Below are 19,434 nucleotides of genomic sequence, written 5' to 3' on the forward strand. Positions count from 1 at the left end.
CGGGTAGAGTCGGGTGGGCGTTCGTCCCTCAACCCGAGTCCGTCTGATTTGAAAACCACCTCGCTCAAGGCGCACCAGCACAAAGTGCTCGAGATCCGCTTCCGGTCGGAGACCGCCTACGCGCAACCGTTCAAGGACGTGGAGCTGGATGTGGCCTTCACCACGCCCGGCGGGAAGACCTTGCGGGTTCCCGCCTTCTGGGCGGGTGAACAGACCTGGTGTGTGCGCTATGCCTCGACGGAAACCGGCACGCACGCCTTCAGAAGTCTGTGCAGCGACGAATCCAACCCCTCCTTGCACGGTCAGGTCGGCGAAGTCGAGATCGAACCCTACTTCGGCGACAACCCGCTCTATCGGCACGGGGGCATCCGCGTCGCGGACGACCGGCGCCATTTCTGTCACGCGGACGGCACACCGTTCTTCTGGCTGGGCGACACCTGGTGGATGGGCCTGTGCGGGCGCCTGTCCTGGCCGCAGGACTTTCAGGCGCTGGCGCAACACCGCAAGGAGACCGGCTTCAACGTGATCCAGCTGGTCGCGGGGCTGTACCCGGATATGCCGCTGTTCGACGAGCGGGGGCGAAGCAGCAGTGGTTTCAGCTGGGAGACCGACCTGAGCCGGATCAATCCCCGCTTCTTCGACGAAGCCGACCAGCGCATCTTCCATCTGGTCGAGCAGGGGCTGACGCCTTGCATCCTGGGTGCCTGGGGCTACTACCTGCCCATGATCGGGCTGGACAACATGCAGCGCCACTGGCGCTACCTGATCGCGCGCTGGGGGGCGCTGCCCGTGGTCTGGGCCGCGGCGGGCGAGCAGACCATGCCGTGGTACCTGGAGAGCGATGACCAGAAGGCGGTTTCAAGGGCACAGCTGAGATCGGACTGGAGCCAGGTGATCGCCCACATGCGTTCCATCAACACGTTCGGTCGCCCGGTCACCACCCACCCTTTTGAAAGTGCCCGTGCATCGGTCACCGACACCGCATTGCTCGACGTTGAGATGCAGCAGACCGGTCACGGGGCGCCCACGGCACACCACGCCATGCGGGCCTGGCAAGGCTGGTGTGCGCAGCCAACCATGCCGGTGATCAGCGCGGAATCCCGCTATGAAGGGCTGGACATCAACCCGACAGTGACCCCCCGCGACGCGCGCGAGGCGTTCTGGGCGCACGCGCTCAACAGCGGCCTGGCCGGGCACACCTACGGCGCCAACGGCATCTGGCAGGTCAACACGGTGCAACAGCCGTTCGGCGCCTCGCCCACGGGGTCCTGCTGGGGCAACATGCCCTGGGATCAGGCCATGCATCTTCCCGGCGCCAGACAGCTGGGCCTGGCGGCGCGATTTCTGGAGACGCTGCCGTGGCACGAGATCGAACCGCAGGCGGTCTCGCAAGACCGTCTGGAGACGTTTCTGCAGCAGCGGCCGCGCCTTCGACGGGTCGCACTGAAGCTGGGGTGGCGGCCGGACCCTCCGGCCCCCATCGCCATGGGCCGCGCCCGCGACAGGTCGGTTGCCATGGCCTACACGGTGTCCGACCAGCCGTTCAGCCTGGACCTGGCTCCGTTCAAGAGACCTGTCAAAGCGACCTGGATCGATCCGACGAATTTTGATGAGCACGCCGTTCGCTTCACTCGGCGAGGTCGCCAGATGCACGTTCAACCGCCGCACAGAAACGCCGCCGGTGACAGTGACTGGCTCTTGTTGTTGAAATCCGCCGAAGCGCCGGCTGCGGGCGAAGGGAGTGGTCATGTCTGAAGGTCCGGGTCCTACCCTGTGGCTGACCGGCTTGAGTGGTGCGGGCAAGACCACGCTCGCCCACGCGGTGGCCGAACACCTGAACCAGGCGGGCCGCCGCTGCGTGGTGCTGGACGGCGACGTGTTGCGCACCGGCCTGAACCGCGACCTGGGCTTCGATCCGCGCGACCGCAGCGAGAACATCCGCCGCACCGCCGAAGTCGCACGGCTGATGAACGAAGCGGGCCTGGTCGTCATCGCGGCGCTGATTTCTCCGCTGCGGGCCGACCGTGCCACGGCGCGCGCCATCATCGGGGCACCGCGTTTCCACGAGATCCACGTCAGCACACCGCTGGCGGTGTGCGAGGCGGCGGACGTCAAGGGTCTGTATGGCCGCGCCCGGCGGGGCGAGCTGGCGCAATTCACGGGTGTCAGCGCCGCCTATGAAGTGCCTGAGGCGCCGCGCCTGACGATTGAACCGATGCGCGCCGGGCTGCAGCCGGCCGTGCTCACGCTGATTGCACTGTTGGAGGACTTCACCCCATGAACGCCGTGTACGCCCCGATGCCGGTCATCGTCGGCGCGCCGCGCTCGGGCACGACGCTGCTGCGCCTGATGCTCGATGCCCACCCTGATCTCGCGATCCCGCCCGAGACCAGCTTCTTTGCCTACATCGCGGCCCTCGAAGGCTCGGGCGACGCACTGCGCACGCGCTTTTTCGACCTGATCACCGCCTTTCCGCCCGACGCCCCCAACTGGCACGACTTCGGTGTGGACCGCGAGGCGTTTGCCCAAGCACTTCGCGCGATCGAGCCGTTCACCGTCGCCGATGGCCTGCGGACCTTCTACCGGCTCTATGCGCAGCGGTTCGGCAAGGCACGTTGGGGTGAAAAGACGCCGGACTATTCGCGACATGTCGGAACCTTTGCGGCGCTGCTGCCGGAAGCCCGCTTCATTCATCTCATACGCGACGGTCGCGATGTGGCGGCGTCCTGGCGCCAGCAGTGGTTTTCACCGGGGCGCGAACCCGAGGTGCTGGCGCATGCCTGGATCGAGCGCGTGCAGGCCGCCCGCAGCGCGGGTGCGCAGGGCATCCACTACACCGAGGTGTTCTACGAAGAGCTGGTGTCGCAACCCGAACCGGCCATGCGCCGGCTCTGCGACTACCTGGACCTGCCATGGTCCGAACAGGTCCTTAACCACCAGGAACGCGCGCCGCAACGGCTGGAAGAACACCGCGCGCGCATTGCCCTGGACGGTCGCGTCGTGGTGAGCCGCGAGCAGCGCCTGCGTCAGCAGCAGCGGACCATGGAGCGGCCCGGCACCGGGCGCATCGGCTCCTGGCGCGAGGAGTTCGACGCCGACGAGGTGCAGCGCTTCGAGCGCGTGGCGGGTGGTCTTCTGCGTGAGCTCGGTTACCCGCTGCACCACGGGCTTTGATGGCTGGTCAGAGGTGGGCGGCTGACGCTTCGGCCAGCAACTGGTCGATGATGGCCTGCCGCGACGGCTGCTCCAGCTTGGCCTGCAGGCGGTTGATGTAGCTCTTGAGGGTGCTGGTCGTGACGCCCAGGTGGCTGGCCAGCTGCTGCGAACTGGGCTGGCGGGTGCTGGCCACCAGGATGCGTTTTTCCTGTGTGGACAAGGGCCAGTCCATCAGCTGGCGTGCCACGGTGATGTCGGTCGGCTCCAGATGGGTGATGGTCACGGCCACTTGCGGCTGACCGGTGCCGGTCACCAGCAGGCGCTCGGCCCGGAAGTCGAAGCGCCCGGCGTCCAGGTTCAACGTGCAGCGTGCGACGTCGTGCCCCGCGGGTTCGGACAGCAAGCTCTGCAGCATGTCGCGCGCAGGAGCGGGCAGTGCGGTCAGGTCGTCCGCCGCCCAGTCGAGCATGCCCATGCGGGCGTCATGGCACAGATACAGCAGCTCGATGGCTTTCTGGCCCTTGGCCAGCATGGCCCCGGCAGCGTCCAGGTTCAGCACGGCGGTGCCTGCCGGCCGCAGCGGGCAAGGGGGCAGGTCTGCCTCGGGGTGCTCGTGCAGGGCCCGCAAGCGGTCGCGCGCAGCGCGCAGAAGGGCCTGTTCATCGTTGGTGAACGGCCCCCCGGCGGCACTGCGGTACAGGTACAGGAAGCCGTCGCAGGCGCCTTGCTGATCGAGCACCGGCACGCACATGGCCCAGCGGATGCCCAGCGGCTCCAGGATCTCCCGGTGGTGCCAGTGGTCTTCGTAGCCGGGCGAAGCCTGGATCAGGCGGACCACCTCGCCGTCCGACTCCAGTTGCTGGCGCAGCGGGAACTCGGTGAACATTTCATCCTGGTGGGCCGCCAGGGCGCGCAGCGCCGGCACCGTCATGCGCTCGGTCCAGTAGGCCACGGGCTGCAGGCGCTCGCCGCTCACCAGCCCGAATCCGCCAAAGTCGGCGTTGAACCCGCGCCGCAGCGCCGCCAGCACGGTGGGCATCAGCACCGGCGCCGGGTAGGGCAGGCCGGCCAGCAGTTCCAGGTGGTCGAGCCAGGCGTTGGTCTGGCGGCGGGGCATGGGCTCTCGGGGTCCATTCATGGGGCGGATACCAACCGCGGTTGGCTTTCTTGTTTTGCGGTGCTCAAAACAATATCAGCGGACAGAGTTCCAGCCAACCCGGGGCGATGCCTAGGTGGTTCGCAGGACCTGTCCATTGTTCCGGACTGCTGTTTCATGACCCAACGCCGCTTCTGGCACGAACTCGACCTGCTGTGCCGCATCGGCGTGGGGCTGGCCCCCGTCGCCCCCGACCTGACCGCACTGCTGCGCCAGATGGTGGGGGCGGACGCGGCCGCGCTGTTCTGGCTGGACGAGTTCGGTCTGCCCGAGGGTTTTCACCACGAGGATTCCCCCGACAGCGTGAAGGACCTGTTCCTCAACGAGTTCGAGCGGCTGTTCGTGGGTGAGCGGGAAATCAACGTCTTTGCACTCGCCCAGCGCCAGGACCGGCGCGTGGGTCACTTACTGGAGCCGGGGGCCGATTACTTCAAGTCCAACACCTACAACCTGCTGGTGCGGGCCAGCGGCCACCACCATTCGCTGGACCTGCGGGTGGATGTCGATGGCCGGGCGCGGGCCGTGGTGTTGCTGTTCCGCGCCGCCAGCCGCCCGTTTGCCGACGGCGATGCGGCCACCCTGCTGCGGGTGGCGCCGTACCTCCAGCGGGCCATCGAGATCAGCCTGCCGCCCGATGTCTGGCAGGGGGCGGGGGCGCTGAACGGTCACCTGCTGCTGGACGGGGCGGGCCAGCGAATTGTGTTGATGAACGATCCTGCGATCACCCTGCTGCGCAACGCAGGCCAACGGGGGATGGGCTGGCACCAGGGCACACCGCCCGAGGCGCCCCCGCCCCTGGTCCAGCAACTGCTGGCGCAACCCCACCGCCCATTGCACCTTCCCGTGCCGGGCGGAGTGCTGGTGGCGCAGATGCACCCCATGAGTCGCCCGGGCCAGGCGCATCCCGGGGAGGGCGGTGGCCCGCCCGAGCACCTGCTGGTGGAACTGGCGCTCAAGCGCCCCCGGCGCATCGAGGTGGTGCGGCGGGTGCTGTCGTTGCAACTCAGCCCCTTGCAGCGCGAGATCGCACTGCTGGCCGGCCTGGGTCATGCGCGCGCCGACTGCGTGGCACAGATCGGCGTCAGCCCCGAAGCTCTGAAAAAGCACTTGCGCGCCATTTTTGCGGCCACGGGCACCCGCGACTGGGACAGCCTGGCGCGCGCCCTGGGCGGTTGAGAACCATGTTGCAAGCCCACGACCATTCCCCCTCGGGGGAGTGCACAAGCCCGACACCGCTCCAGACAATCCCCCCACTTTTTTCAACTCCTTCATCCGTCATGCGCCGACTCTCCTGTTCCTTGCTGGCCACCCTGCTTGTTTCCGCTTTGCATGCCCTCCCTGTCGCGGCGCAGACACCCGCCGCGGCCAAGGCCTGCGTGCTCACCCCCGAGCAGTTGGCCAAGACCCTGGGCGGCAGCTTTCAGGCAGGCAAGGAGGAGGGTGACCAGGGCGCTCTGGGCAATGCCTGTACCTACAAGGGCAAGGACTACACGGTGTGGGTGATCCAGACCAAACCGGCGCAATTCGGCATGACCACCCAGCAGTTGCTGAAGTTGACCGAGCCCGGCCAGTTCAAGCCCCTGGCGGGTGACCCCGACGGCCTCCAGTTCCACCAGCCCAAAGAAGGGGTGCCGCCCTTCCCATCCATCGTCTACGAACGCAAGGGGGTGGTGGTCAAGGTGCGCATCGTCGGCCCGACGCCCGAGCCGGTCGATGCCATGAACGCCAAGCTGGTCAAACTGCCGCGCCTGCCCTGAACCCGTACTGCTGCACTGCACCCATGAACAAGAACCGCACTGGTTTTCGCTTCGGCCTGATCTTCCTGCTGTCGGTCCTGCTGGCCGCCTGCGGCGGCAACGGCTCCTCCTCGACAACAGTCAGCGATCGGGCAACGGCGGAGAGCCCGCAGCCCGGGCCGTCGGCCTCGCTCAATGCGCGCTCGCTGCAGGACGCCGAGGCACAGGCCAAGGCCACCCCGGCTGCGTCGGCGCCGCTGGAGAGCCTGCGTCCGGGACAGTTGGCTGCTTGGGAAGACTATGCGTCGGGGAAGGTGGTGCGCAAGGTCTCGAACCGGCTGGGCGTCTACCGCCTCTACAACACCCGGACCACGGCCCACTTCTACACCGCCAGCCAGACCGAACTGGACACCATCCTGGCCACGATGCCGCAGTTCCGTCTCGATGGCGTCGCGTTCCAGGCCGCGGCATCGTACTCACCGGGCCTGTCGCCGGTCTATCGCTTCTTCAACAACCAGACCGGCGTGCACTTCTACACCATCAGCGAAGTGGAAAAGAACAACATCCTGGCCACGATGCCGCAGTTCGTGCTGGAAGGCACGGCCTACCACGCCAGCCTGGTCAGCGGCCAGGGCCTGACCCCGCTCTACCGCTTCTACATGCCTTCGCGGGGCTTTCACTTCTACACCGCCAGCGAGACCGAGAAGAACAACATCCAGGCCAACCTGAGCGGCACCTATACCTACGAAGGCATCGGCTACTACGTGCTCGACAACAACTGGAGCACCCTGAAGCTGCCGCATACGGGCCTGGGCAGCAACCATTGTTATGGCGTGGACCTCTTGACCTCCACCGACTATTTCTCCAGCTGCGACTTTGGTGGGGGCATCTCCATCTCGGTCAATCAGGACGCACAGCGCACGGGTTTCAATGCCATGCAGTACCGCAGCGTCACCTACATGCTGGGCCAATTCCTCGCGGCGTATCCGGCCACCAGCTGCGTCGCCGATGCCGTCACCGGGCTGGTCTGGGAAGGCAAGACCGACGACGGCGGACTGCGCGACAAGGACAACACCTACACCAACCAGGGTGGTGGCGCTGCCACGGATGCCAGCGGCTACGTGGCCGCCGTCAACGCCGCTGCGCTCTGCGGCTACACCGACTGGCGCCTGCCGACGATGCTCGAACTGCACACGCTCTTGAACTACAGCGTCACGGCCACGCCAGCCCTGGACCCGACCTGGTTCCCCAACGCCATCCTGGCCAACTACTGGAGTTCCGACAGCCAGTCGTCCAACACCGCCTGGGTGCTCTACACGTTGCCGCAGGTCGACCCGAGTCAGTATTTGCGCAGCCAGAACCTGTCGGTGCGGCTGGTGCGCGGACGGCTCAATGCCAGCGCGCCGCGCCTTTCCCTGGGTACCGTGGCTTACGGCAGTGACGCCAGCAACAACGTGGTCAACGACGCCGTGACCGGGTTGCAATGGCGCCGCTGCCTGGAGGGCCAGACCTGGAACGGATCGGCCTGCACCGGCACACTGAACGTCTACAACCACCGAGGAGCACTGGTCTACGGAGACACGGTGTCAGGGGGGACGTCGAGCTGGCGGCTGCCCAACGCCAGGGAGGCCCGCAGCCTGCTGGAGATCAACCACGCAGCCCCCTACCTGAATGCGCTGTTTCCCACGCCGCCCATGGCAGTCACCTGGACCACCACAGCCGACGTCACGGATCCGTTGGTCAGGGCCTATGCGCTGCTGACGGACGTCGGCAGAGTCGCACCCGCCAACCGCAGTGGCTTCTACCCGGTGCGGCTGATCCGGATACAGCCCTAGCCTGCATCCTGTTGGTGCATGGTTGTGGCGGCGTTCCAACGATGACCGCACTTCTTGTGGTGTCCTTGAGCCCGTTGGCGTCGGGGAGCCGGGTCGGGCCCTATCCTCCCAAGGGCAGTTGCCCTGGCCCTCCCGCCCCCCGTGAATACCGACCACACACCACCCAGACCGTCGCAAGGCGCGCTTCGCGTGGCGCTGGTGTACGCCGCATTTGCGGGTGTCTGGATCCTGCTGTCCGACCGGGCGATGGGCCTGCTGTTCAGCGACCCCGAGATGCTGGTGGAAGCCAGCATGGTCAAGGGCTGGGCTTTTGTGGCGGTCACGACCTTGCTGCTGTATGTGCTCGTGACCCGGCTGGTCGGTCAGCTGAACGCGTCCCACCGGCGGGAGCGGGCTGAAGCCGAGGAAAAGCATCGGGCCACGCAGCTGCTGACCTCGATTGCCGAGAGTTCCAGCGACGCGATCTTTGCCAAGGATGGCCAGGGGCGGTACCTGCTGGTCAACAACGCCGCGGCCCGCTACATGGGCCGGTCTGTCGCGGACCTGCTCGGGCACGACGACCGTGTGGCGTTCCCGGCCGAACAGGCGGCGCGGATCATGGCCGTTGACCAGCAGGTGTTTTCATCGGGGGAGATCGTCGCGGGCGAAGAGCGGCTGAACACCGCCGAAGGTGAGCGCGTGTTCTTCTCGACCAAGGGACCGCTGCGCGACGCGCACGGTGAAACCTTTGGAACCTTCGGCATCTCGCTCGACATCACCGGGCGCCGGCAGACCGAGAAGGCCCTGCACGACAGCGAGGAGCGGTTGCGGCTGGCCCTGGTGGCCGCGCGCCAGGGCATGTACGACCTGTGCCTGGAAACCGGTACGGTCACGGTGAGCCCGGAGTACGCCACCATGCTCGGCCACGACCCGCAGACATTCCAGGAAACCCATGCCGGCTGGCGCGAACGCGTGCACCCGGACGACCGCGCGGCGGTTTTCGAGAAGCTGGACGCCTACCTGGAAGGGCGTCTGCCCGACTACCGTGTGGAGTTCCGCCTGCGCACCCGCGATGGCGCCTGGAAGTGGATTCTCTCGGTGGGTGAGATCCAGGAGTGGTCGGCCGACGGCAAACCGCTGCGCATGCTGGGCACGCACACCGACATCGACGCGCTCAAAGGGGCCGAAGCCGCCCTGCGCGACATCAATGCGACCCTCGAAGCCCGGGTCGGCGAACGCACGGCCGAGCTGACTGCGGCGAACCAGGAGCTGGAGACGTTTTCGTATGCGGTCTCGCACGACCTGCGGGCGCCGCTGCGCGCGATGAGCGGCTACTCGAAGGCGCTGCAGGAAGACCACGGCGCTTCCCTGCAGGGTCAGGCCAGGGTCTATCTCGACCAGATCGGCCTGGCTGTCCACAAGATGAGCGAGCTGATCGACGGATTGCTGGCCTTGTCGCGCAGCACGCGCGGCGAGCTGCGACAGGACCGCGTCGACCTGTCGGCGATGGCGCGGCGGCGCCTGGCCGAGCTGGCGGAAGCCGAGCCGCAGCGCAAGGTGGCGGTCGAGGTCGAGGGCGGCCTGGTGGTGCAGGGCGACGAACGCATGCTTGCCAGCGCCCTGATCAACCTGATCGACAACGCCTGGAAGTACACCGGTGCCACCGCGGCGCCCAAGATCCGCGTGCACGCGGGCGAGGTCAATGGCCTGCGGGGCGTCTGCGTTTCCGACAACGGCGCGGGGTTCGACATGGACCAAGCCGAGCGACTGTACAAGCCGTTCCAGCGCCTGCATCGCCAGGACGAGTTTCCGGGGATCGGCGTCGGGCTGGCCACGGTGCAGCGCATCGTGCAACGCCATGGCGGCGCGATTGCTGCCCGTGGTGTACCCGGGCAGGGGGCGACCTTCTGCATCGCCTTGCCGTTGCTTTCGAATGACCAGGGAAGAGAAACAGACACATGACATCCATCACTCACGCCAACATGACGAACGCCTGGCGGCGGTGGGCCGCCAGACTCGGCCTGATGCTGCTGATCGGCCAGTTGCTGGTTGGCTGTGCCTCGCAGACCATCGGCCACCCCGCAGGCCCCAGGCCAGAGCCTGAACATGCGCAGCCGCCCAGCGCCACCAGCCGTTTCGCGCCGCTGGAGGCAACGATCGCCGAAAAATACGGCCCTGACCGTTCCGGCTTCAACCTGCTGGAGCGCAGCGACCGCGCCGTGCTCTGGCGCCTGGCGCTCATCGATTCGGCGACGCAGAGCATCGACCTTCAGTACTACGTGTGGTTCGGCGACACGCTGGGGCGGCTGGTGATGGATCGGGTGATCAAGGCGGCCGACCGGGGCGTGAAGGTGCGCATCCTGTTCGACGACCTGAGCACGATGCTGCACGACATGTCGCACATGGAACTGCGCGACGCGCTGATGGCGCGCATCGATCACCACCCGAACATCCACATCCGGGTCTTCAACCCCTGGAACGACCGCTCGCTGATCGGCCGCGGGCTCGACATGCTCAGCGATTTCCCGCGCCTGAACCGCCGCATGCACAACAAGCAGATGGTGGTGGACAACCGGGTGGCGATCATCGGTGGCCGCAACCTGGCACAGGAGTATTTCGGCCTCAGCCCCGAGTTCAATTTCCACGACCTCGACGTGATCGGCGTGGGGCCGGTCGCGCGCCAGGCCAGCCAGGTGTTCGACCGCTACTGGAACAGCGACTGGGTGCGCCCGATTCCCAAGCCGGCCGAGGTGCCCGGCATGCCGGTGGATACCGAACTCAGCCGCAGCGCAATCGAGGAATTGATGAAGCACCCCAGCCTGGTCGCGCTCGGCGCCAGCCGCACCGACTGGAGTCCGCAGATCGAGGAGCTGTCCACCCTGCTGGTGCCGGGCAGCAGCCAGGTGCACACGGATTCCCCCGTGCGCGATGCCAAGACGCGCAACCACATGCCGGACGCGATCCGGGCGCTGATCCGCTCGGCCAAGAGCGAGCTGCTGATCACCAACGCCTACTTCATTCCGGACCAGCACTTCATGGCCGACCTGCAGGAGCTGATCGGCCGTGGAGTGAAGGTGCGGATCCTGACGAACTCGCTGGCCTCGCACGACGTCCCGGCCGTCAACGCCCACTACGAGGTGTGGCGTGAGCCGTTGCTGGAAGCCGGCGTCGACCTGCACGAGCTGCGCCCCGACGCCGACATGCGCCACGAACTGGCCGAGGTCGCACCCCTGCAGGCGCGGTTCATTGGCCTGCACACCAAGTCCATGGTGATCGACCGCCAGCGGGCCTTCATCGGTTCGATGAACCTCGACCCGCGCTCGGAGGTCCTCAACTCCGAGATGGGGGTGATCGTCGACAGCCCGCCGCTGGCCGAGAAGCTGGCCGAGCGCATGTCGCGCGACATGGAGGGCGCCAACAGCTGGCAGGTGGTCCGGGGCACCGATGGCAAGCTCGTCTGGCGCAGCAACGCCGGTGAACTGAGCACGCAGCCGGTCCGCCATTTCGGGCAGCGCATCCAGAACCTCTTCTTCAAGGCCTTCCCGGTCGAGCTGTACTGATGCGGCCTGCGGTTTTTTGCCAGCGCATGCGGCTTCTGGCCGCGCCACTGCTGATCGCGGTGCTGGCCGGCTGCGCCGGCACACAACCCATGACGGCGCCCGACGCCGTCGACGGTGGCCGCTACCAGCCGCTGACCACACCCATCGTCGCCCTCGGCGACACCCAGGAGCACCTGTCGACCGGCTTCCCGCTGCACGACAACGACAGCGCGGTGGATGCCTATGTCGAAGTCGCCCAGCGTCCTCCGGAGCAGGCGCTGTTTGGCCGCAGGCTGATGGAGTTCGCCCTGCACAGCGAACCCGACGAACCCTTCCTGCACCTGGGCGATGTCATGGACCTGTCGTGCCGCATCGAAGCGGCGCGCATGGCCCGGATCTTTCGCGAGTCGCCACAGTCTGGCGCCATCCTGCCCGGCAACCACGACGGCCTGATGTTCGGCATCTACGCCTACGGCACCCTGGGCACCCGGCCGGGCGAGCCGCCGATCCCCCGCGAACACCGCTGGAACCGGGCCTGCCGGCGCGGCGCTTCCAGCGCCGACAACGGTCACCAGACGGACACCGAAGCCCTGACCAAGCGCGAGTTCATCGCGCTCTACATCGCCGAACACACGCAGCGCCAGCCCGCCAAACCCGGCCTGCAGCCGCCGCCGGCGACCGGTCGGCACGCGGTCAGCTGGCGCAGCCCCAACCCCGACGACTTTCTTTCCGGTGTCGAGACGCGGCTGGTCGACGGCAGCGCCTATGCCGACTCGTTCATCGCGCAGCGCCTGAAGATGCCGCGTGCGCCCGGGGCCACGCGCGACACCATCGTTGTCGGTTTCGACACCAACCAGGCCGGCTTCCTGGTCGACACCTGGGACACGCTGATGGGCCGCAGCCCCGGCGACATGGGCCACATCCACCAGGACCAGATCGACGCGGTCACAGCGTGGGTGGACGAGGCCAGGGCGCGGGGCGACATCGTGGTCTTCGCGGGGCACCACAACTGGCGCTCGCTGAGCCTGTCAACGCGCGTGCGCGTGGCTGCCCTGATGGCGCGGCTGGACCAGCCGCTGGTCTACCTGTCGGCCCACACCCACACCGGTTTCTGGACCGTGCACCGCGCGCTGGCCAGCCAGCCGCTGCTGGAACTCAATGTCAGTTCGCTGTCCGACTGGCCGCTCGCCTACCGGCGCATCAGTTTTGCCTACGACGAAGCCGCCAGGCGGATCCAGGTGCGCGGCGAACTGATGCCCAAGGGCGTCAAGCCCACGCGCAGCGACGCCGACCTGCTCGATGCCTGGAACGCCCAGACCTGCGAACGCTCGGGCGTGCCGCCGGCGCGCATCAGCGCCGAAGACCTGGCGCTGGTCAAGCTGCAGCGCGATTCGCGCGGCAGCCTGCTCGAATGGCTGGTGTCGTCGCTGCAACCGATCTGTGAACGCTGCGAGGCGCCGCTGTACCAGCACGGTCTTTCCTACCTCGACGAGATGCTGCAGGTGCTGCTGCAGGTCGACAAGGACCTCGACCGCAAAGCGAGCCTGCTGCACACGCTCAAGCTGCCGGACTGGTGCGGTTCCCTCGATTTCCCGGCCTGCGCTCGGGGCCTGATGGCCGAGCAGCCCGCCGATTTCAAGGCCAGCACGGCGCTGTTCCGCCGCAAGGCGGCACTGGTCGCGTTGCTCAACGACCACCTCGACGACCTGACCGCGCCCGAAGCCAAGGCCTACATGACCTGCCGCGCGGTGCGGGCTGCCAAGATCGACTACGACCTGATCGACGACGAGAAGAAGCAACGCCGCCATGAAACCCAGCGGCGCGACGAACACTTCTTCCTGATCGAAGCCAGCGTGGGCATGCAATGAGTGTCCGCGACTGGTCCGGATCGTTCTGCCGTCTGCTGGTGTCCGCTGCGCTGCTCGGGCCGCTCGCGGCCTGCATGACGATCAACCGCTACGAAGGTCTCAAAACCATGCCGCTGGGGCAGGTGCAGCCGAGGGTCTCGCCAGCGGCCAACGGTGCGCCGCGTCTGGGTATTGCCTTTGGCGGTGGCGGGGTGCGCGGATTCATGCACCTGGGCGTGCTGCGCGCGCTGGAAGAGGCAGGCATCCGGGCCGATGTCGTGACCGGCACGTCGGTTGGCTCGATCGCCGCCACGCTGTACGCCAGCGGCATGCCGTACGCGGAAATCGAACAGCGGGTCAAGGCCGTCACGCGCTTCGAACTGCTGGACCCGGTGTTCAGCGTGGAAGGCCTGGTCAATGGCCGGGCGCTGGCGGCCTGGGTCCGGGGCACCACTGGTGGGCGTTCGATCGCCGAGCTGCCGGTGGCCCTGGGCATTGCCGTCACCGACTTGGGCGGAGGCAGTTCGCTGCTGGTGGTCGATGGCGATCCGGGCGAAGCGGTGCAGGCCTCGGCCAGCGTGCCCGGCACCGTCACACCGGTGCGCTCGGGCGATGCGACCTTCGTCGATGGCGCCATCCTGAGCGTGGTGCCGGTGCGCTACGCACGCGCGATGGGTGCCGATGTGGTGATCGGCATCGACATCTATTGCGGCAAGAACCCGGCGCTCAAGGGCCACGCCATCGACACCATCCTGCGGACGTTCCGCCTGCAGGGCTGCACGCTGAGCGAGACCGAGATCCACGAGGCGGACTTCCTGATCCGGCCGGACTTCGAGCCCGTCAGCCCGACCAGTTTCGACCAGCGCGACGACGCGATCCTGGCCGGTTACCGGTCGATGCAGGCGGTGATTCCAAGCTTGAAGGAACGGCTGGCGGCGCGCAAGACGCCGTGAGCCGTGTTTCCCGCCCTGTGTAAAGTCTCCAGATTGGCCAACATGTCCCGATGAGCCCCAGGAAATTGCCCATGCGCCTGCCCATCCTTGCTTTCCTCCTGGTCTTCCTGACCGGTTGCGCCTCCATCGTTCCCGATCCTCTGGCGCAGCGCTTCGGCCCCGCCGACCCGACGCGGCATGACCAGCCTGCCGTGGCGGCGGCTGGTGTACCGACTTACCAGCAGCACATCAAGCCCATCTTCGACAGCCGCTGTGTGGTCTGCCACGGCTGCTACGACGCGCCCTGCCAGCTCAAGCTCACCAGCTGGGACGGCGTGGCGCGCGGCACGAGCAAGGCCAGCGTCTACGGCGAGTTGCGACTGCTGGAGGCGCCGCTGACGCGGCTGGGGGTCGACGCACAGCGTGCGTCGCAGTGGCGGGAGAAGGGTTTCGATCCGGTGCTCAATGAGCGCAGCCTGTCTCCTGAGCACCAGCTGGCCGCCAGCGTGCTCTGGCGCAGCCTGCAGCTCAAGCAGGACCACCCGCTGCCCGCAGGTTCTGTGCTGCCCGCGAAGGATTTCGACTTCGCGCTGGACCGCAGCAACAGCTGCCCTCGGCTGGACGAGTTCGACGAGCACGCACAGCGGCAGCCGCTCGCCGGCATGCCTTACGGCATGCATGGACTGAGCGGGCCGGAGATCGAACTGGTGCGCCGCTGGCTGCAGGCCGGCGCGCCCGACGGTCCGGCGCCGCCGCTGCCGCCGGCCATCGAGCGCCAGGTCAACGACTGGGAACGCCTGCTCAATGGCGGATCGCGCAAGGAGCAGCTGGTCGGGCGCTACCTGTACGAGCACCTGTTCCTCGGCCATCTGGTGTTCGACGGCGACGATCAGCGCCACCAGTTCAGGCTGGTGCGCAGCACCACGCCGCCGGGCCAGCCGGTGCAGATCATCGCCAGCCGACGGCCGTTCGACGAACCGGGTGTGGACCGGCCGTACTACCGCTTCGTGTGGGACCGCGAGACTGTGCTGGCGAAGACGCACATGCCGTATGTGCTGAGCCCGCAGCGCATGGCGCGCTGGCGCGGCTGGTTCCTGCAGTCGCCCTACGAGGTGGCCAGCCTGCCGGGCTATGACGGCGACACCGCGTCCAACCCGTTCCGCGCTTTCGCCGCCATTCCGCTGCAGTCGCGCTACCGCTTCCTGCTCGACGACGCGGGCTACTTCGTCAACAACTTCATCAAGGGCCCGGTGTGCCGCGGCCAGACGGCGCTGGACGTCATCAACGACCGCTTCTGGGTGTTCTTCGTCGATCCCGAGATCGGGGGCAACGACGACGCGGCGCAACTGGTGGAGCGAGAAGCCGAGATGCTGCGCATGCCGGCGGCCGAGGGCAGCAATGCTGGCCTGCTGCAATGGCGCGCCATCGCCAAGGCGGAAGACCAGTTGCTCGAAGCCAAGACCCGGCACATGGACATGGTGTTCGGCGCTGGCCGCAAGCCGATCAATCTGGACTTTGTCTGGCGCGGCGATGGCCGCAACCCCAACGCCGCGCTGACCATCTTCCGCCACTTCGACAGTGCCACGGTGGAGCAGGGCCTGATCGGAGATCCGCCCAAGACCGGCTGGGTCATCGGCTACCCGCTGCTTGAACGCATCTACTACCTGCTGGTCGCCGGTTTCGATGTCTACGGCAACACCCCGCACCAGGTGCAGACCCGGCTGGCGATGGACTTCTTGCGCATGGAAGGCGAGGCCCACTTCCTGATGATGCTGCCCAAGGACGCGCGCATTCCCGTGCGCGACGCCTGGTACCGCGGCACCAGCGACGAGGTGAAGGGGCGTGTCATGGGCGGCGCCTACCGGTTCGAGGCCGAGACCGGCATCCGCTACCCCAAGGGTGTGGACCCGCAACTGCACCTCTTCAGCCAGCTGCGCCAGCAACTGGCGCCGGTGCTGGCCACGCGCCACGAGATCGACGCCCGCAACGAGCCCGACCCGCAAGCCCGGCAGGCACTCAAGCAACTCGCGGCCCTCGAAGGAGCCGCGCTGCAGTGGATGCCGGAGTTGTCCGTGCTGCGCATCGACGCGGGCCCGCAGCCCGACGGCGGCCAAGGTGCACGCTACGTGAGCCTGCTGCGCAACACCGCGCACCTGAACGTGAGCACGCTGTTCCGTGAGAGCGCGATGCTGGTGCCCGAGGAGCACACGCTGACGGTGGCGCCGGGTTTTGTCGGCGCCTATCCGAACGCATTCCTGCATGCGAGTCCGGCGCAGCTGCCTGCGCTCGTGAAGGCCATCGCGGGCCTGACGTCGGAAGACGACTACCGCGCGCTGGCCGACCGCTTCGGCATCCGCCGCACCAGTCCCGACTTCTGGACCGCCAGCGACGCGCTGATGGCCGCGTACCGGCGCTGGTCGCCGGCGGAGGCCGGGGTGCTGGACTGGAGCCGGCTGGAAAATCGCTGACCATCCCGACGGTCCAGCGCCCTTCCATGCATCCCCCTGATGTCCAAGGCAGTCTGGCCGCCCGCGCCGTGGACAGACTGGCCAGCGCGTGGCGCCAGGGGCGGTGCCGCTGGTACCGCTGGTGGCTGCTGCGCCGGTATGGCGAGAAGATTTCCATCCACCCGTCCGCGAAGATCCTGGGTCGGGTGTCGATGCACAAGGCCTGCCGGCTGAGCGTCGGCGCCGGGGTGCAGATCACCGAGACGCTGGAGGTCTGGGGCGCGGCCGTGGTGGAGCTGGCGCCGAACGTCAACCTCATCATGGGCGTGCGGGTCTATGGCAAAGGCCGGGTCACGGTGGCGGAGGGCGCGGTGCTCAACGCCACCAAGATCAACTGCATGCAGGCGGTCTCGATCGGCCGCATGTCGCTGGTTGGTGCCGGTCTGGTCACCGACACCGACTTTCACAACCTCGCGCCCAACATCCGTCGTTCGCCGGGCCTGCCGGGCATCACGGCGCCGGTGCACATCGGCGCCAATGTCTGGGTCGGCTACGGCTGCCTGTTGCTCAAGGGCGTGAGCATCGGCGACGACAGCGTGGTGGGCGCCGGCTCGGTGGTGCGTTCGAGCGTCCCGGCCGGCGTGGTGGTCAGCGGCAACCCGGCGACCGTGGTCCGGACTTTCGATCCGTCCGAGCGCTCGGGCATGTCCTCCGCGCCTTGACCTGCGCTCAGCGGATGCGTTCGATGGTCCGGGTGTCGGTGCGCACGCCCTGGCCGTTGGACGCATCGACAGCCACCTTGCGCTCGATGGTCACGCGCTCGGGCCAGCCGCTGGCCCGGTCGATGGCGTAACGCGAACTGTCCTGGATCGACACGCCCTTGACAGCGTCCTTTGGCATGGCCTTGCCCAGCTTCTGGCTCAGCTTTTCCAGCGTCATGGCGAGCGACTTGCGGGCGCTCTCCGGGTCGGTCTCGACGCGGTAGCCGATCACCAGCTCCTTGTCGGAGGCGGATTCCAGCTGCCAGCGCTGCGTCCCCTTCAGCGGTGGGGCCTCGGCGCCCAGCATCTGCCCCAGCGGATTCTCCAGGGTCAACGGTGCTTCGAGTGGCGTCTGGCCCTCGAACTCGCCGCCCATCACACCCAGCACCGCCTGCGCGAACGCCAGTTGCTGGCGGGCGACGGCCTCGGTCGACATCAGCCCCTTCACCAGGCCGGTGACGGCCTCGGGCACTGCAGCGTCCTTGCTGGCGGCCTTGAGGACAGCGTCCAGTTCGTTGCGCACGACACCGGCGGTCTTCTCCAGGCCATCGGTTTTGCCCAGCCGGATCGGCAGGCCGTCTTCGTCGGTGACGATCTCCGTTTCCTGGCCTTCCTTGAGCAGGCGCAGCGTCTCGGGCATGCGCTGGGCGAGCTGGTCCAGCGTGGCCAGGGTCTCGGCCGACGGCGGACGATCGCTGTTCACCGAGGAACGCCAGGCGAGGCGATAGCCCTTGGCGTCGGCCGCCAGCACGCGGATGTTCAGCATGCTCTCGACCGAAAGGGTGATGGCGGGCTGCCCGCTGCGGGTGGTTTCGCGACGGTGCGTGATGCGGTAACGGACTTCTTCGCCCACGGTCCAGTGCGGACGGACGGTGATGGTCTCGACTGGCACGGAGGCGGCAGGCGCCGTGGTCTGCGCGCCGGCGGGAGCGGCAGCGCAGAGCAGGGACAGGGTGGCGGCGGCAAGCCGCAGGTGGATGGTGGTCATGTTGGGGAAGGTAAGGAGGTCGGCTCAGCGCAAGGCCTCGGCCGGGACCGGGCGGGCGATGTCGGCACAAGGTTCGCTGTATCCGGTGCGCCGTTCGCAGCGGGACAGATGGGCCAGCAGGGCAGCGGTCCGCTTGCGGGCGGCCTGCGGCGTTTCACTGTCGCTGGCGGTGCCTGCCGGAGCCTCGGACGTCAAGGCGCGCAGGTCAACCTGCTCGATGGCGGGGCTGGCGCGGAACAGGGCGCGGTAGTGCACATGGACGCGGCGCGTCGGCGCATCGATGTCCACCAGCACGATGCGCGACGGTGCGGCGGACCAGCGGTTGCCTTTGTGTTGCAGCAGGATGTACGGCACGAAACGCTCGTCGAGCGTGAGGCTCAGCGCCTGCGGGCTGCCGGCGGGGCGCAGGGCAATGCGGGCGCCGTCGGGCAGATAGGTGTCGAGCCGGTGCCCGGGGCCGTCGGCCTTGCGCCCTCCGACGCAGCGGTCGTAGGCCATCTCGATGCTGCGCTTGCCCACGCCCGAGAACACCGACTGGTTGGGTGTGCCCGAATCGTCCATGGCGCGCAGCTTCATGGGTTTGCGGTCCGGGCCGGCCACTGCATCCAGGCTGGCGCCACGGGTCATCACCGCCGCATACGGGTAGTCGACCGTCTGCTCGTTGAAGGCAGAACCCTGCGCCGAGCAGACGCCCTGGCGGATGGTGGCGTCCAGCGCCAGCGGGTCCAGGTCGGCTGTCAGCAGCTTGAGCGGCACCGTGCCAGTGGCCTTGTCGTCGTAGGTGAACGTGGCTTTCTGCAGCACCGCGTGGTAGGTCACGCCGTTCTTGGTGAAGGTCGACAGGGCGGCCGCGATGGGGGCGGACACGACCAGGCGCGGCGCGGCCGGGCCGGTGTTGCCTGCCGCTGGCGGGGTGGTGGAGGCCTTGGGCGGGACTGGCGGGGCGGCGGCGGGAGCGGGCGGCGGCGAGGTACAGGCCAGCAGCAGGGCGGCGCTGGCACCAGCCAGCAGGACCGAGGACCCGCGGCGGTTCGGGTGGGCGGGGAACATGGGAGCCT

The 19,434-nt window shown here is 67.7% G+C and carries 15 protein-coding genes; 12 read left to right on the plus strand and 3 right to left on the minus strand.

The features are described from left to right. The first annotated feature begins 48 nt into the window (after window positions 1-48). From ACLIJ1_RS04450 to ACLIJ1_RS04460, 3 genes are read left to right on the plus strand one after another with little or no spacing between them, the layout of a single operon-like run. Window positions 49-1,755, plus strand: coding sequence for a DUF4038 domain-containing protein (locus ACLIJ1_RS04450; protein ID WP_411364263.1), 1,707 nt, complete (start codon window positions 49-51; stop codon window positions 1,753-1,755). After that, window positions 1,748-2,281: an adenylyl-sulfate kinase gene (gene cysC / locus ACLIJ1_RS04455; protein ID WP_411364264.1), complete on the plus strand. Its 534-nt coding sequence runs from the start codon at window positions 1,748-1,750 to the stop codon at window positions 2,279-2,281. Before ACLIJ1_RS04450 ends, cysC begins: the two co-directional genes overlap by 8 nt. Then, window positions 2,278-3,174, plus strand: coding sequence for a sulfotransferase family protein (locus ACLIJ1_RS04460; RefSeq protein ID WP_411364265.1), 897 nt, complete (start codon window positions 2,278-2,280; stop codon window positions 3,172-3,174). Before cysC ends, ACLIJ1_RS04460 begins: the two co-directional genes overlap by 4 nt. 7 nt (window positions 3,175-3,181) lie before the next feature. On the opposite strand, the gene ACLIJ1_RS04465 is transcribed toward ACLIJ1_RS04460, so the two are convergent. After that, entirely contained in the window at window positions 3,182-4,273 is a 1,092-nt protein-coding gene (locus ACLIJ1_RS04465; protein WP_411364266.1) for a helix-turn-helix transcriptional regulator, read from the minus strand. Between the two features lie 156 nt (window positions 4,274-4,429). Here ACLIJ1_RS04465 and ACLIJ1_RS04470 point away from each other — a divergent pair, with 156 nt between their 5' ends. The 9 genes from ACLIJ1_RS04470 to ACLIJ1_RS04510 all read left to right on the plus strand — a co-directional run bounded on the left by ACLIJ1_RS04470 (window position 4,430) and on the right by ACLIJ1_RS04510 (window position 17,349). Then, window positions 4,430-5,488 (plus strand): hypothetical protein, encoded by a 1,059-nt coding sequence (locus ACLIJ1_RS04470; protein WP_411364267.1) that lies wholly within the window; start codon window positions 4,430-4,432, stop codon window positions 5,486-5,488. Window positions 5,489-5,589: 101 nt separating this feature from the next. Continuing rightward, entirely contained in the window at window positions 5,590-6,069 is a 480-nt protein-coding gene (locus ACLIJ1_RS04475) for a hypothetical protein (RefSeq protein WP_411364268.1), read from the plus strand. 23 nt (window positions 6,070-6,092) lie between these two features. Continuing rightward, entirely contained in the window at window positions 6,093-7,883 is a 1,791-nt protein-coding gene (locus tag ACLIJ1_RS04480) for a DUF1566 domain-containing protein (RefSeq protein ID WP_411364269.1), read from the plus strand. Window positions 7,884-8,024: 141 nt separating this feature from the next. Continuing rightward, on the plus strand, window positions 8,025-9,824 hold the full coding sequence (locus ACLIJ1_RS04485) for a sensor histidine kinase (RefSeq protein ID WP_411364270.1): 1,800 nt from the start codon (window positions 8,025-8,027) through the stop codon (window positions 9,822-9,824). After that, window positions 9,821-11,422, plus strand: a complete 1,602-nt coding sequence (locus ACLIJ1_RS04490; protein WP_411364271.1) for a phospholipase D-like domain-containing protein — start codon at window positions 9,821-9,823, stop codon at window positions 11,420-11,422. The genes ACLIJ1_RS04485 and ACLIJ1_RS04490 overlap by 4 nt, the downstream gene beginning before the upstream one ends. 26 nt (window positions 11,423-11,448) lie before the next feature. After that, window positions 11,449-13,269 carry a hypothetical protein gene (locus ACLIJ1_RS04495; RefSeq protein ID WP_411364272.1) on the plus strand — a complete coding sequence of 607 codons (1,821 nt, stop codon included), beginning with the start codon at window positions 11,449-11,451 and terminating at the stop codon, window positions 13,267-13,269. After that, window positions 13,266-14,201, plus strand: a complete 936-nt coding sequence (locus ACLIJ1_RS04500) for a patatin-like phospholipase family protein (protein WP_411364273.1) — start codon at window positions 13,266-13,268, stop codon at window positions 14,199-14,201. Before ACLIJ1_RS04495 ends, ACLIJ1_RS04500 begins: the two co-directional genes overlap by 4 nt. A 71-nt stretch (window positions 14,202-14,272) precedes the next feature. Then, window positions 14,273-16,648, plus strand: coding sequence for a fatty acid cis/trans isomerase (locus ACLIJ1_RS04505; RefSeq protein ID WP_411364274.1), 2,376 nt, complete (start codon window positions 14,273-14,275; stop codon window positions 16,646-16,648). Window positions 16,649-16,674: 26 nt separating this feature from the next. After that, a complete protein-coding gene (locus ACLIJ1_RS04510; RefSeq protein WP_411364275.1) occupies window positions 16,675-17,349 on the plus strand; it encodes an acyltransferase in 675 nt (224 codons plus the stop codon). A 7-nt stretch (window positions 17,350-17,356) separates the two neighbouring features. Here ACLIJ1_RS04510 and ACLIJ1_RS04515 read toward each other — a convergent pair whose 3' ends face one another. Together ACLIJ1_RS04515 and ACLIJ1_RS04520 are read right to left on the minus strand one after the other, a co-directional pair. Further along, a complete protein-coding gene (locus ACLIJ1_RS04515; protein ID WP_411364276.1) occupies window positions 17,357-18,376 on the minus strand; it encodes a hypothetical protein in 1,020 nt (339 codons plus the stop codon). A gap of 24 nt (window positions 18,377-18,400) precedes the next feature. Continuing rightward, entirely contained in the window at window positions 18,401-19,426 is a 1,026-nt protein-coding gene (locus ACLIJ1_RS04520; protein ID WP_411364277.1) for a hypothetical protein, read from the minus strand. Between the last annotated feature and the right edge of the window lie 8 nt (window positions 19,427-19,434).

This window comes from Hydrogenophaga sp. RWCD_12 (assembly GCF_046604225.1).
GTDB lineage: Bacteria > Pseudomonadota > Gammaproteobacteria > Burkholderiales > Burkholderiaceae_C > Hydrogenophaga.